The following is a 14,236-nucleotide window of genomic DNA, read 5'->3' on the forward strand; positions in this document are numbered from 1 at the left end:
TATTTTGCTGATCCAAATCATTTTCAAGGAGGTCATACCATGTCCACCCAACATCAAATACCATCTTATCTTACACCGCATGAGACTGGTCCCTGGGCTGTCTATCTCGAACAGATTGATCGTGTTACACCGTATCTCGGACACTTGTCGCGTTGGGTAGAGACGCTGAAACGTCCTAAGCGAATTTTGGTCGTGGATGTGCCGATTGAGCGCGATGACGGATCGATTGCACACTTCGAAGGCTATCGTGTACAGCACAATACTTCACGCGGTCCTGGTAAAGGCGGTGTGCGTTTTCATCAAGACGTAACATTGTCGGAAGTGATGGCATTGTCGGCCTGGATGACGATTAAAAATTCTGCCGTGAATGTACCTTATGGTGGTGCCAAAGGTGGTATCCGGGTTGACCCGAAGACACTGTCACACGGGGAACTGATGCGTATGACGCGCCGTTACACTTCCGAAATCGGCATCATTATCGGGCCTGATAAGGATATTCCTGCACCAGATGTGAACACCAACGAACAAACAATGGCATGGATGATGGATACCTATTCCATGAATGAAGGTCGGACAGCGACCGGCGTTGTGACTGGTAAGCCAATTTCTCTCGGTGGTAGCCTTGGTCGTCGTGAAGCAACGGGGCGTGGTGTTTTTGTTGTTGGTTGTGAAGCCGCATCCAAACGTGGACTCGACATTGCTGGCGCGAAAATTGCTGTACAAGGATTTGGTAACGTTGGCGGTATCGCGGCACGTTTGTTTGCTGAAGCTGGTGCAAAAATTGTGGCCGTGCAAGATCACGGTGGCACGATTTTTCATTCAAATGGATTGAACGTACACAAGTTGCTTGAGCATGTTGCCGCTCACGGCAGTGTCGCTGGTTTTGAAGGCGCGGAAGCTGTGTTGCCTGATCAGGAATTTTTTGCAGTACATTGCGATATTCTGATTCCGGCGGCATTGGAACAGCAGATTACGGCCGCGAATGCTGACCAGATCAAGGCGAAAATTATTCTGGAAGGTGCGAATGGACCAACCACCCCGGAAGCTGATGATATCTTGCGTGACAAGGGCGTGCTGGTGGTGCCGGATGTGATTGCGAATGCCGGTGGTGTGACGGTATCGTATTTTGAATGGGTACAGGATTTTTCCAGCTATTTCTGGAGCGAGGACGAAATCAATCAGCGCCTGACAAGAATCATGAAAGAAGCATTTCATGCGGTCTGGCAGGTGACAGAAGATAAGTCTGTATCTCTCAGAACTGCGGCGTTTATTATCGGTTGTTCGCGTGTGTTACAAGCTCGGGAAGTGCGCGGACTTTATCCATAATCCGCTGGCATTCTGCTTATCCATCATCTGCACAACAGATGATGGATATTCGTTTTTCTAAAGCAGAAAGCCGCGCCAGCAATGTTGTATCTGCTTCTTACTGAGAGAAAAATGGTCTGAAAGCATGTTTTTTGATTTTGTTCATCGGGTATATCGCCAAAAATCCAAATTTTATTTTGTGAAAAACTGAATTTTCGATGCAAAGAATGCGCTTTTTCTGATTACTATGCAGTCCACAGTAAAAAGGAGTCTGGCATGAATAAATGGAAACGAATGATAATAGCGTGTGCTTCCGGCACATGGCTGTTGAATGCTGCCGTTTCGGATGCTGTTGCCGACACCTTGTCCCATATCAAAGAAACACAAACGCTGACAATCGCGCATCGTGAAGCTTCTTTGCCGTTTTCCTATCTGTCAGATAATCAGGTGCCTGTCGGGTACGCGATGGATATTTGTCTGAAAATAGCGGACGCCATCAAAAAAGAATTAAAACTGCCGCAACTGAAAATCAGCTATTTGCTGGTCAACTCCAGTACGCGTATTCCTGCGATTGTTGAGGGAAAAGCGGATCTGGAGTGCGGTTCAACAACCAATAATGTGGAACGCCGCAAGCAGGTCGCATTTACCATTCCCCATTTTTTTGCCACCGTCCGTATGGCGGTGCGCACTGACTCTGGCATCAAAAACTGGACTGATCTTAAGGACAAAAAAGTGGTCACCACGCGCGGTACGACTACGGTCAAACTCTTGTCTGAGCGCGATAAAGTGAGGGGACTTGGTCTTAAATTGCTGGAAGGTGGCGATCACAATGCCTCTTTTGGCATGGTCGAGAGCTTCCAGGCAGATGCGTTTCCCATGGATGATGTACTCCTCTATGGCTTGATCGCGAATGCCAAAGACCCAGGTAAATTTTCTGTGGTAGGTGAACCTTTATCGACCGAGCCTTACGCCATCATGTTGCGAAAAGATGATCCGGCGTTCAAGACGCTGGTGGATAAAGAGATGGCGCGTATGATGAATGATGGCGAGATGACGAAGTTGTATGACAAATGGTTCCGCAAGCCCGTACCTCCCAAAGGGGCGAATCTGAATATGCCGATGGGATTTTTATTGCGTGACAATATCCGTTTTCCCAGCGATAAGGTTGCAGATTGAGAGTTCACCTGTCACGTAGCACTGGTAATTGAGATACAGTGTGTGTGCATGGTTTTCCTGCCTGAGTCATCTGAGTCATGAATGATTAAAACCGCATAGCAGCGGGTTTTCAGTAGTGCGATAAGTAGTATTACGTATATGGCCGATGTAAAAAAGCGATTGGGTGCGTGAGTGTTTTGATAAACTCAGCTTACCGATGAATTGAATTAACTTTTTGGAGATAGTATGAAATTGTCGAAATTATTAGCCGTCGTCGTGGCGATTGGTGCAATGAGTAGCGCAATGAGTGGCGTGGCTCAGGCGCAAGAAACGGGTACCCTCAAAAAGATTAAGGAAACCGGCACAATTACTCTGGGTGTACGTGATTCTTCTATTCCGTTCTCTTACCTCGATGACAAGCAGTCTTATCAGGGTTATTCGATTGATCTGTGTCTGAAAATTGTGACTGCGGTACAAAAACAATTGGGCCTGTCTGCACTGAACGTAAAGATGAATCCAGTGACTTCTGCCACGCGTATCCCGCTGATGGCGAATGGTACGATTGATCTGGAGTGCGGTTCTACAACAAACAACGTTGAGCGTCAGAAGCAAGTTGCTTTTGCTCCGACCACGTTCGTGACAGCGAATCGTATTCTGGCAAAAAAATCAGCCAACATCAAAACGCTGGCTGATTTGAAAGGCAAACCTGTCGTATCCACTTCTGGTACGGCTAACCTCAAGCAATTGACGACGCTGAATGCAGACCAGAATCTTGGTATGACTATTTTGCCTGCAAAAGACCATGCAGAAGCCTTCCTGATGGTGGAAACCGGTCGTGCGGTAGCGTTTGTGATGGATGACATTCTGATGGCATCATTGGCTGCCAACTCCAAAAATCCTGGCGAATATGAAATCAGCAAGGAAGCATTGTCGGTTGAGCCATACGGCATTATGCTGCGCAAGGATGACCCTGCTTTCAAGAAAGTAGTCGACACAGCGATTAGCAATGTGCTGACTTCTGGCGACATTAACCGTATTTACCACAAATGGTTTATGCAGCCAATTCCACCAAAAGGCATTGCTCTGAACTGGCCTGTTTCTGAACAGTTCAAAGCGGTCATTGCCAAGCCGACAGATTCCGGTGAACCATCTGCTTATGCAGCGGTACCAGAAGCACAAAAAGCTGTTCTGAAAAAGAAAAAATAAACAAAACCTGGCCTGACATATGCCAGGAAGCGACGGGGGGAGGGTTAGCGCCCCCCGTTTTATTTTGCTGACGCATGAGCAAAATAGATGCAGTGAGTATTTGTTTTGGGGAGACAACATGAATTACAACTGGAATTGGAATATTTTCTGGGAGGCGGCACCGGACGGTGGCGGTACCTATTTCGATTCACTTATTTCAGGATTACTGTGGACATTGGCTACAGCGATTCTTGCGTGGATTATCGCGCTGGTGCTGGGAGCGGTGATCGGCACATTGCGCACGGCACCTAATAAATGGGCGGCACGACTGGCGAATGCTTATGTGGAGTTGTTCCGCAACATTCCTTTATTGGTGCAAATGTTTCTCTGGTATTTCGTGATGCCAGAAATGATGCCGACAGAAATCGGCAACTGGCTCAAAGCCTTGCCGAATGCGCCATTTATCACAGCGGTGCTGAGTCTGGGTTTCTTTACCTCTGCCCGTGTTGCGGTGCAGGTGTCGACCGGTATCAACGCTTTGCCGCGTGGTCAGCGTATGGCAGGAACAGCATTGGGACTGACACTGCCGCAAACGTATCGCTATGTGTTATTGCCGATGGCATTCCGGATCATTATTCCTTCATTGACCAATGAAGTGGCCGCGATCATTAAAAACAGCTCGGTTGGTCTGACCATCGGTCTGATGGAATTGACCGCCAGTGCGCGTTCCATGCAAGAGTTTTCGTTTCAGGTATTTGAAGCGTTTACCGCAGCAACCTTAATTTATCTGGCGGTGTCTGTGATTGCGATCTTGTTATCGAATCTGCTGGAAAAATTCACTGCTGTTCCCGGCTTTATCACTGCGGGTTCTGCGAAAGCGGGAGGGCAATAATTATGTTTGCTAATTTTGATTTTGATGTCATTCAACGTTCGTGGGTGTATCTGTTCACCACAGGAATGACCTTCACCCTCAAGCTGACGTTCATGGCGATGGTAGGCGGTACCATACTCGGTACCATGTTGGCGATGATGCGCTTGTCCAGCAATAAATTCATTTCCGTCATTGCCACAACGTATGTCAACCTGATGCGTTCAGTGCCACTGGTGCTGGTGATTTTCTGGTTCTATTTTCTGGTGCCTTATCTGGGGGCGTGGATCATCGGTTCTCAGGAACCTGTGCAGGTCGGTGCTTTTTCCTCCTGCCTGATTACGTTTGTCATGTTTGAGGCAGCGTATTACTGCGAGATTATGCGTTCAGGTATTCAGTCCATTCCCCGCGGGCAGATCTGGGCCGGCTATGCAATCGGGATGAATTACTGGCAAACCATGGGCAATATTGTGTTGCCACAGGCATTCCGTAACATGATTCCGGTATTGCTGACACAAACGATCGTATTGTTTCAGGACGTCTCGCTGGTGTATGTCCTGTCGATTACCGATTTTGTCGGTGCAGCATCCAAAGTCGCGCAACGTGATGGCCGTCTGGTAGAAATGTATTCCTTTGTCGCCGTTGTGTACTTCATCCTGTGCTTTGGATTATCCAGCCTGGTGAAAAAATTACAGCAAAAAGTAGCGATTATTCGCTAACGCAATCTGGAGATAAACATGATCAAATTAAATAATGTCAGCAAATGGTACGGCCAGTTTCAGGTACTCACGGATTGCACGACTGAAGTTGCCAAGGGCGAAGTGGTGGTGGTATGTGGCCCGTCTGGTTCCGGTAAATCTACCCTGATTAAAACAGTGAATGGTCTTGAGCCTTTCCAAAAAGGAGAAATCACTGTCGAAGGTGTGTCGGTTGGTGATCCTAAAACCAATCTGTCGAAATTACGCGCCCGCATCGGGATGGTGTTTCAGAATTTTGAACTGTTTCCGCATTTGTCTATTCGTCAAAATCTGACGCTGGGTCAGGTCAAGGTGCTTGGACGTTCGGAAGAAGAAGCAACCGAGCGTGGTCTGAAATACCTTGATCGTGTGGGCCTGCTGGCACATAAGGATAAATTTCCAGGGCAGTTGTCCGGTGGTCAGCAGCAGCGTGTGGCGATTGCCCGTGCATTGTCGATGGACCCGATTGCTATGTTGTTTGATGAACCAACCTCTGCACTTGATCCGGAAATGATCAATGAAGTGCTGGATGTCATGGTAGGTCTGGCGCAGGATGGCATGACGATGATGGTCGTGACGCATGAAATGGGATTCGCCAAGAAAGTGGCAAATCGTATTGTGTTCATGGATAAAGGGGTGATCGTGGAGGATTGTGTTAAAGATGAATTCTTTACCAATGCCCGTTCTGATCGTGCGCGCGATTTCCTGGCAAAGATTATTACGCATTAATGGTAGTTTGAATCTCAGGCCGGTATTCAAACTCACTCGGAGCTTGCGCTGTTTGTTCCGCGTGACCTGAATAATCTGAGCCACATGCATTCAGCAATATCTAATGAGTAATATGTTGATGCCTGCAGAAAACAAATTCAGCAGGCATCAATCAACCACCAACCATCGACCATCAACTATCAATCACTGGATTGATGGACTGCATTTTCATCACACCTTCTCTCCTTTGATAGTTCTATCAGGTCAGTTTGATATGCTGACGTATAGTGTTGGCGACTACGGCGCATCAGTGCTTGCACAATTCATACCTCGTTTCACCTGTCATTCCATCGAATATTTTCACGTAATTCAGGGATAAAACAGATACTCCCCCTAAAATAAGCTTCAATTGCCCGCTGACCACCAAGAAATAAGGCAGTTTTAAAATTACTCAGGGGGAGTATTTTTTTATTCTTTCAGCATCCCCTGTGGAAAGGTAAAATGTCGCTCATTGCGAATTTGCACCGAATCTGAATCAGAAAGCCGACATGTCTATTTCCGCTACTTCCGCTATTTCCTCTCTTACTATCACCCGCCCCGACGACTGGCATTTGCATTTGCGCGATGGCGCGGCGCTGGCCAGCGTATTGCCGCATACGGCGGCACAGTTTGCCAGAGCGATTGTGATGCCGAATCTGAAACCGCCCGTCACGACCACGGAACAGGCTGCCGCTTATCGCGCACGCATCCTGGCGGCGTTACCGGAAGGCATGGCATTTGAGCCCTTGATGACCTTGTATCTGACCAATAACACGCCGCCAGATGAAATCCGTCGGGCAAAAGACAGCGGCTTTGTACATGCTGTCAAACTGTATCCGGCGGGTGCCACGACCAATTCCGATGCTGGTGTGACAGATCTGAAAAATTGCTATAAAACGCTGGAAGTCATGCAAGAAGTGGGTTTGCCATTTCTGGTGCATGGTGAAGTGACCGATCCAGAAGTGGATTTATTTGATCGTGAAGCGGTATTTATTGATCGCGTCATGCAACCGTTGCGTAAAGACATGCCGGAACTGAAAGTGGTGTTCGAACACATCACCACCAGTGATGCCGCCGCCTATGTAGCAGAGGCCAGCGGCCCGGTGGCCGCTACCATCACGGCACATCACTTGCTGTATAACCGGAATGAAATTTTCAAAGGCGGTATCCGCCCGCATTATTATTGCCTGCCAGTGCTGAAACGTGAAACTCATCGTCAGGCTCTGGTAGCTGCCGCCACCTCCGGCAGTCCGCGCTTTTTCTTAGGCACCGATTCTGCGCCACATCCGAAAGGTTTGAAGGAGCATGCCTGCGGTTGTGCCGGTTGTTATACAGCTCTGCATGCGATGGAATTGTATGCACAGGCATTTGATCAGGTCGGTGCTTTGGATAAGTTGGAAGCGTTTTCCAGTTTTAATGGTCCGGATTTTTATCAATTGCCACGCAATAGCGGCACCATCACCTTGCAACGACAGGATTGGATTATGCCGACAGAGCTGCCATTTGCCGATTCGACAATCGTGCCGCTCAACAGCGGCGAAACCATACACTGGAAAATGCTGACTGCGTGAAACGGGATGCAGGCAATGAGGGGCATCGTGTGTTCACAGCATGACCACACACAATGAGTGCACACAATAACTGTACAAAATGTACCGCATACAATGTGCCGTACATCAGGCTGAACATAACGAATTCACGTAATGAGTGCAAACAAAGAATCTGAGCAAGGACGCCACGTAGCGGATAGGAGATGAGCGAACGTTTTTTTGATGGCATCGACTGGTCAGCCGCGTGGTTTGATACGGTGCGAGATCAGGCTCAACACCTGATCTCGGCAGCCGACTGGCGCATCCGGCTGAATCAACTGGCGAGTGATCGGCAGTTGCACAATCACCGCGATTTGCCCCTGCAATTTATTCCACAAGAAGAATTGCCGGAGGGGATCGCCTATGAAGCACACATCAGTGCGAGCGGAAAAGTACCAACGCGGGAAAATTTGCACGATTTTTTTAACGCGCTGGTTTGGCTGACGTTTCCTGCGATCAAACGGCAATTGAACTCATTGCAGGCTCAACAGATTGCCGAACTTGGCATAGGAAAATCGCGCGGCCCGGCCCGGGATGCTGCCACCATTTTTGATGAAAACTCGGCTTTGCTGGTGGTAGAAAACTCGGCTGCTGGCGACGCACTGATCCAGGCGTTACGCGCGCATGAATGGTCGTCCGCATTCATCCAGCAAAGGCAGGCATTCAGACAGTATGCAGAGGTCTGGAGCTTTGGACACGCGTTGATGGAAAAGCTGGTGCGACCATACAAAGCCATCACTGCACACGCATGGATACTGCGTGTAGCGCCAGCCTATTTTGTTGATAGCCCCGAAGAAAAACGTCGCTATATTGACCGACAACTGGCGCAGCAACTGATGACGCATCCGCTGACGACGGCGGATTACACTCCGTTGCCAGTGTTGGGAATCCCCGGTTGGTGGCCGCAACAGGACGCCGCATTTTATGCTGACACCAGCGTGTTTCGCTCCAGGCGAGTGAAGATTGCGGCGTAGATCGTGTGCGATATTGCTGGTCGTTAGTTCGTCGCCAGTTCGTTCCTCGTTTGTCGCTCATTAGTTCCTCATTAATTGCTCATTAGTCGCGATCAATGTTGACTCCATTCACCAAAAGAAAAAGGAATCAGACTTTGCGAGTCTGATTCCTTTGTTGGATATTGAATGTTCGATGCTGACCTGGCAGCAGAAGAAAATGCCAGCGCAAAACAAACAAGCGCAAAACAAACGTAGGCGCGTCGATGTGATTCCGCTCAGGAAGCCAGTCGTCTGTTCATTGGGATAGCAGTGGCATGTAGTGCCGCTTGTGGCGTGCTGCGTTGTACACCATCGCGTGAGGTTTTGAATACGCTGACGGCTTGTGCCAGTGTCAGTGCCTGTTCTTCCATACTTTCGGCAGCCGCAGCCGCTTGCTCAACCAGTGCGGCATTCTGTTGCGTCATTTCATCCATTTGCGTGATCGCCAGATTGACCTGCTCAATACCGGAACTCTGTTCCTGGCTCGCAGCGGTAATTTCACTCATGATATCAGCGACATGCCGCACGCTATTAACGATGTCATCCATGGTTTTTCCTGCATCATCCACCAGTTTGCTACCTTGCTCGACTTTACTGACTGAGTCGTCAATCAGTGTCTTGATTTCTTTTGCCGCACTGGCACTGCGTTGCGCCAGATTACGGACTTCCGAGGCCACCACCGCAAAGCCTCTGCCTTGCTCACCGGCACGCGCTGCTTCGACGGCCGCATTCAACGCCAGAATATTTGTTTGAAAAGCGATACCATCGATGACGCTGATGATATCGACAATCTTGCGTGAACTCTCCTTGATTGACCCCATCGTATTGACTACCTGTCCTACGACTTCGCCCCCTTTCACTGCAACATTGGTGGCAGAAACGACCAATTGATTAGCCTGACGGGCATTATCGGCATTTTGCCTGACTGTACTGGTCAATTCTTCCATTGAACTGGCTGTTTCCTCCAATGAGCTTGCCTGAGATTCCGTGCGACTCGACAGGTCTGCATTACCGGAAGCGATTTCCTGCGAAGCAACGGTAATGGTTTCGGTACTGGATTTGATTTGCGAAACAGTGCTTAACAGATTGGTTTGCATCTGCTGCAGCGATTGCAGCATATCTGCCAGTTCATCATGACCGGTGACTTCGATCGTATTCGTCAGATCACTATTGGCGATATGGTTGGCAAAGGCAGCTGCATTTTTGACAGGACCTACAATCGTGCGCGTGATCAGCCAGGCGGCAAAGGAGCCGAGTGTTAACGTCAGAACACCGATCACTACCATACTCAACATCGCGCTGCGGTAGTTGTTTTGCGACTCGTCAAACGTAATTTTCATGGCGGCATGCTGCTGCTGTGCCAGCGCACTCAGTTCAGTCATCCATTTTTCATAGGGCGCATTAAACTCTGATTGCAGCAGCGAAGCGGCATCAAAGTAATTCCCTTCACCCACCAGACCTTTGATTTTGCTGGCAATCGTGAGGACTACTTGTTTTTGTTCTCCTGAGTGTTTCAGTGATGCTTTTCCATCTTCGTTTTCAATCAGTTTTTTAGCGGTAGCTTCTGACTGCTCGTATTTCTCCAGCGTCTGCACCAGACGTTTGGATTCACGTTCGGCTTCCGCCTGATCACTCGGTGCTGCCATTTTGCGTAATACCAAGGCGATGGCACGCCCCTGTTCGCGCATCTCGGTTGCGGCACTGAGGCTGGCGACCTTGTTGTTAAAAATATAGTCGGTAGATCCTTGTAGCTGACTCATGCGGTACAGACTGAGGAGCAATAAGCCGGTGGCAAATAGCAATACGATCCCAAAGCCCAGAGCGAGTCGTGCACTGATTTTTAAGTGTGCAAGTTGTTTCATGTGGTCTCCTGATGATAATCAATTTATGCGTCTCAGCAATGACTGCACAGGGGTAATGTGCGTTCTGGCCGGTGTATTTTTGATAGATAGGCAGACTTGTGTGGAGCCAGATTATCTATTTGAAACAGTATTGGATATTGAACCTTGTATTCTGCTTGGTTTGCGAACACTCGTGCTGAAAATATTCAATAGTATTGTATTTGCGCAACTATTAGACTGTTTGCTTCAGGTAAACCGCTTGATTATTTTTTTATTTGTCGCTTACTGCCGTTTATTTGAGTCGATTTGTTTCAAACGTGATCGAATATATGTCGATCTATACTGATAAGTACGGCTAGATACCAATCGATGCGGATATGCCACACCGGTATTGAATTTCTGAATGAGGAAGGGGAGTTGTGTGGTGCTGGGCGCTGGGGGCGATAGCGCACCATTGATCATTAATAGATCATGAGTGGCCGATCTCTTATTCAGCCGTGACTGTCGTCTCACTATTTCTGGACTGATAGTGTTACAGGCAGGGCATAAAAAATGCCGACACTGAGGTCGGCATGTCTATTGATCCGCTTTCGCACGTATCAGCGTTGAGATGCATACTGCTGGATACGCTTGGTATCAAGCGGGCTGATTAAAATTCATCCCATTCATCGTCGATCTTGGCTGCCCCGTTGGCCAATTTTTTCGGTTGTCGCACTGCCTTGTTCGGTGTGAGCTGGTGAGCTGGTTGTTTATATTTCTGTAAACGTGTTGGTGACGCAGCAGAGGGTGGTGCGCTCATCGTTTCCAGACGGAAGACGCTGACGATGCCAGTCAGATGCCGGGCTTGATCTTGCAGTGAAGTTGATGCGCTGGCAGCTTCTTCTACCAACGATGCATTTTGTTGCGTTGCGTCGTCCATTTGGTTAATGGCCTGATTGACCTGTGCAATGCCCTGGCTTTGCTCCTGGCTGGCAGATGTGATTTCGCGCATGATATCGGCAACACGTTGCACACTGGTCACAATATCTTCCATCGTCGTACCAGCTTGTGCCACCAATTTACTACCAGTGCCGACTTTATCGACTGAATCACCAATCAACACCTTGATTTCGCGCGCTGCTGCTGCGCTGCGCTGCGCCAGATTACGAACTTCTGTCGCAACCACCGCAAAGCCGCGCCCTTGCTCGCCAGCCCTTGCCGCTTCGACTGCCGCATTCAGAGCGAGGATATTCGTCTGAAACGCGATGCTGTCGATCACGCCGATAATTTCTGTAATTTTGCCGGCAGAGCTATTAATCGCATGCATCGTATCAACCACCTGCGCCACGACATGCCCACCTTTGACTGCCACTTCGGATGCCGAGGCTGCCAACTGGTTCGCTTGACGCGCATTGTCTGCATTCTGGCGAACCGTGGAATTGAGTTCTTCCATTGAAGCTGCTGTTTCTTCGAGTGAACTTGCCTGGGCTTCAGTGCGTGCTGATAAATCCAGATTACCTGCCGTGATCTGATCTGACGCTGCTGCAATTGTTTCTGTACCAGCGCGGACATTGCCGACGATGGCGGCCAGACTATCGCGCATGCTTTTCATGGCAAACAGCAGACTGCTATGGTCACCATCACTGGTCTGCACATCGACTGTCAGATTACCGGTGGCGATCTGATGCACAATGCCGACAGCATAGTTGGGTTCGCCACCCAGTTGTCTGAGCAAACTACGCGCCAGTATCCACGTACAACCAATGCCACATAACAGGGCTGCCAGGCTTAAGGAGAGCAACAGAAGTTTACTGTTGTTGTAGCTGGCAGTGATTTCAGCTGCAGTGACATTGATGTTTTTACGCTGATCTTCCAGCAATTCTTGTATCAGCTCTTGGTATGACTTGGCGGCGGGAAGAAATGTGCCCTCAATCAGACGGTTAGCATCTTCGGTACGATTTTCTTCTTTGGCTTTGACAATCGCATCGCGTGCAGTGACATAAATTTTACGTTTTTCAGAAATCGCATTGAACAAAGCTTTTTCTTTGTCCGTAGTAAGCAGTTGCTCGACGCTTTTTTGCGAATCCGAAGCACCTTTGCTGGTAGCTGCAATATCGTCAGCAAAAAAACTGACCAGAGAAGTATCGGAGCTTTTGGCGATGGCCGTGGTACGTCTGACGGCGCTTTGTATATAGCGATACCAGTCAGAAATCAGACGTTCTTTTGTCAGAGGTTCGGTCATCATTTTCTGCGTTTCAATCGCAGTCAGATGCAGACGCCACATGGCGATGCCCGTGGCTGAAAATGACAGGAAAATAATAATGGCAAAACAAATGCCAAGACGTGTTCCGATTTTAAGATGATTGATGTTCATATTCAGATCCAATTCCGGCTTGATGAATTTGCGCAGTGATTCTGCGGGACAGGGCTGGCACCCTGTGTATACAAATCAATACAAGCAAACTTGATGCCAGTCATTTACAGCCCCAATCGCTGACGCTGGCAGTGTGCCCGATATCGCTTGACGGTAGTTGTGCAATGATTTTCAGGCGAAACGTGTGTGATTTGGCACAAAAACCAACAATAACATTGATCTGCCTGGTGTGGGGAAGTGCTATTGATGGCGCTGATGATTAACTGTCAGCAGCAATCCTGAACGTTGTTGTGTCAGTTTGACACAACAACGGAGTAACAAAATAGTAAGCGCTAAAGCTTTAGCGCTTGTTCCAAATGGCCTGTATCAGGCGTTGCTATTGGTTTGCAGCAACTGGAATAACTGATCTTTGAGGGAAATGCGCACTTTTTTCAGATTTTCCAGGGCTGCTTCACCCAAGTGATCAACGCCATTTTCTGCGCGGTTCACGGCTTTATCTGCATCACCGTATTCATCGAACAATTTAGCAAAATGAGCATTGTTCAGTTTGAGTGTATGGATTGCGTCTTTGAATTCTGGAAAATCAGTGGACAATGGGTGATGATCAACTTGCATGGTGACTCCTTGTGATGAATCTGATATATCTAAAAAAATCTCTCTGATGGTCATCGTATGTGGATGCACAATTTTGGTGCTGATCTATATCAAGGAATCCCAAGTATTTCGCGGCTGTCAATATCGGATATTGCGCAGTATTGTCATCTTCATCTGCTTTGATCCATATTCAGTCATTGCAACTGTTCTTATCTACGAGTCTTATTTCTCTTTATCTGTGAATGAAAATGCAAAAAAGGCAGCGATTGCTGCCTTTCTATTGCAGAGAGGTGAATGACGTTCCATCTCATACAAGGTACAGAAAAAGAAAAGTCTTTTTTTACTGTTCCCGCACCCAGGTTTGCGTGCGGCCAAATATAGGGGCGCCGATATACCCGCGTACGTTTAATTTTTTACTATGCTCCAGGAGCGTCAATTTGCTGTGATACAGCTTGCCATTGGATGGATCAAGAATCTTGCCGCCGTTATATTCGTCGCCATCTTTTTTGAGTCCGAACAAAATCGTCATACCGATAATGGGTTGATCTTTATTGACACCTTCACATTTATCGCATTTGGGATTTTTATCGGCATCTGGTTCCAGAAATAATTTTTCAATTTTTCCTTGTAATTCACCAGCAGTTTCTGTGATGCGTATCAATGCTTTGGGTTTGCCAGATTTGTCGTCGATATTTTTCCATAAGCCGACCGGAGAATCTTCGGCATGTGCAAGCGCCATCAGGCAAAGAGTGAGTATGCCCGCAATCAGTTGCCGTTTTTTTGGTGTGTATGGTGTACGCATTGCTATAAAGTCTCCGGTGTTTTATGTCATTGTCTGTGGTTGTTGGTCATAGTCTGTGATTGATGTTG

At 48.1% G+C, this 14,236-nt stretch carries 13 protein-coding genes; 9 read left to right on the forward strand and 4 right to left on the reverse strand.

Features of this window, described 5'->3' with window-relative positions:
• Positions 1–39 precede the first annotated feature (39 nt).
• The 9 genes from ACO0LB_RS00050 (at position 40) to ACO0LB_RS00090 (ending at position 8,560) form a co-directional block, all read left to right on the forward strand.
• Positions 40–1,326 (forward strand): Glu/Leu/Phe/Val family dehydrogenase, encoded by a 1,287-nt coding sequence (locus tag ACO0LB_RS00050; RefSeq protein WP_423045259.1) that lies wholly within the window; start codon positions 40–42, stop codon positions 1,324–1,326.
• A gap of 255 nt (positions 1,327–1,581) precedes the next feature.
• Positions 1,582–2,481, forward strand: a complete 900-nt coding sequence (locus tag ACO0LB_RS00055) for an amino acid ABC transporter substrate-binding protein (protein WP_423045261.1) — start codon at positions 1,582–1,584, stop codon at positions 2,479–2,481.
• Between the two features lie 225 nt (positions 2,482–2,706).
• On the forward strand, positions 2,707–3,666 hold the full coding sequence (locus ACO0LB_RS00060) for a transporter substrate-binding domain-containing protein (RefSeq protein WP_423045263.1): 960 nt from the start codon (positions 2,707–2,709) through the stop codon (positions 3,664–3,666).
• Positions 3,667–3,784: 118 nt separating this feature from the next.
• Complete coding sequence (locus tag ACO0LB_RS00065) at positions 3,785–4,537, forward strand: amino acid ABC transporter permease (protein WP_423045265.1); 753 nt, start codon at positions 3,785–3,787, stop codon at positions 4,535–4,537.
• A gap of 2 nt (positions 4,538–4,539) precedes the next feature.
• Entirely contained in the window at positions 4,540–5,232 is a 693-nt protein-coding gene (locus ACO0LB_RS00070; protein ID WP_423045267.1) for an amino acid ABC transporter permease, read from the forward strand.
• Between the two features lie 18 nt (positions 5,233–5,250).
• A complete protein-coding gene (locus tag ACO0LB_RS00075) occupies positions 5,251–5,979 on the forward strand; it encodes an amino acid ABC transporter ATP-binding protein (protein WP_423045269.1) in 729 nt (242 codons plus the stop codon).
• Positions 5,980–6,082: 103 nt separating this feature from the next.
• Complete coding sequence (locus ACO0LB_RS00080; protein ID WP_423045270.1) at positions 6,083–6,337, forward strand: hypothetical protein; 255 nt, start codon at positions 6,083–6,085, stop codon at positions 6,335–6,337.
• 169 nt (positions 6,338–6,506) lie between these two features.
• Complete coding sequence (pyrC, locus tag ACO0LB_RS00085; RefSeq protein WP_423045272.1) at positions 6,507–7,568, forward strand: dihydroorotase; 1,062 nt, start codon at positions 6,507–6,509, stop codon at positions 7,566–7,568.
• Between the two features lie 182 nt (positions 7,569–7,750).
• Positions 7,751–8,560 carry a DUF3025 domain-containing protein gene (locus ACO0LB_RS00090; protein WP_423045274.1) on the forward strand — a complete coding sequence of 270 codons (810 nt, stop codon included), beginning with the start codon at positions 7,751–7,753 and terminating at the stop codon, positions 8,558–8,560.
• Between the two features lie 254 nt (positions 8,561–8,814).
• On the opposite strand, the gene ACO0LB_RS00095 is transcribed toward ACO0LB_RS00090, so the two are convergent.
• The 4 genes from ACO0LB_RS00095 to ACO0LB_RS00110 form a co-directional block, all read right to left on the reverse strand.
• Positions 8,815–10,440: a methyl-accepting chemotaxis protein gene (locus ACO0LB_RS00095; protein WP_423045276.1), complete on the reverse strand. Its 1,626-nt coding sequence runs from the start codon at positions 10,438–10,440 to the stop codon at positions 8,815–8,817.
• 628 nt (positions 10,441–11,068) lie between these two features.
• A complete protein-coding gene (locus tag ACO0LB_RS00100) occupies positions 11,069–12,772 on the reverse strand; it encodes a methyl-accepting chemotaxis protein (protein WP_423045278.1) in 1,704 nt (567 codons plus the stop codon).
• 366 nt (positions 12,773–13,138) lie between these two features.
• Complete coding sequence (locus ACO0LB_RS00105) at positions 13,139–13,387, reverse strand: YdcH family protein (RefSeq protein WP_423045280.1); 249 nt, start codon at positions 13,385–13,387, stop codon at positions 13,139–13,141.
• A gap of 319 nt (positions 13,388–13,706) precedes the next feature.
• The gene (locus tag ACO0LB_RS00110; protein WP_423045282.1) at positions 13,707–14,168 is read right to left on the reverse strand and encodes a DUF2147 domain-containing protein; all 462 of its coding nucleotides are present in this window, start codon (positions 14,166–14,168) and stop codon (positions 13,707–13,709) included.
• Positions 14,169–14,236 lie beyond the last annotated feature (68 nt).

Origin of the sequence: Undibacterium sp. SXout7W (assembly GCF_049339385.1) — a bacterium.
GTDB lineage: Bacteria > Pseudomonadota > Gammaproteobacteria > Burkholderiales > Burkholderiaceae_D > Undibacterium.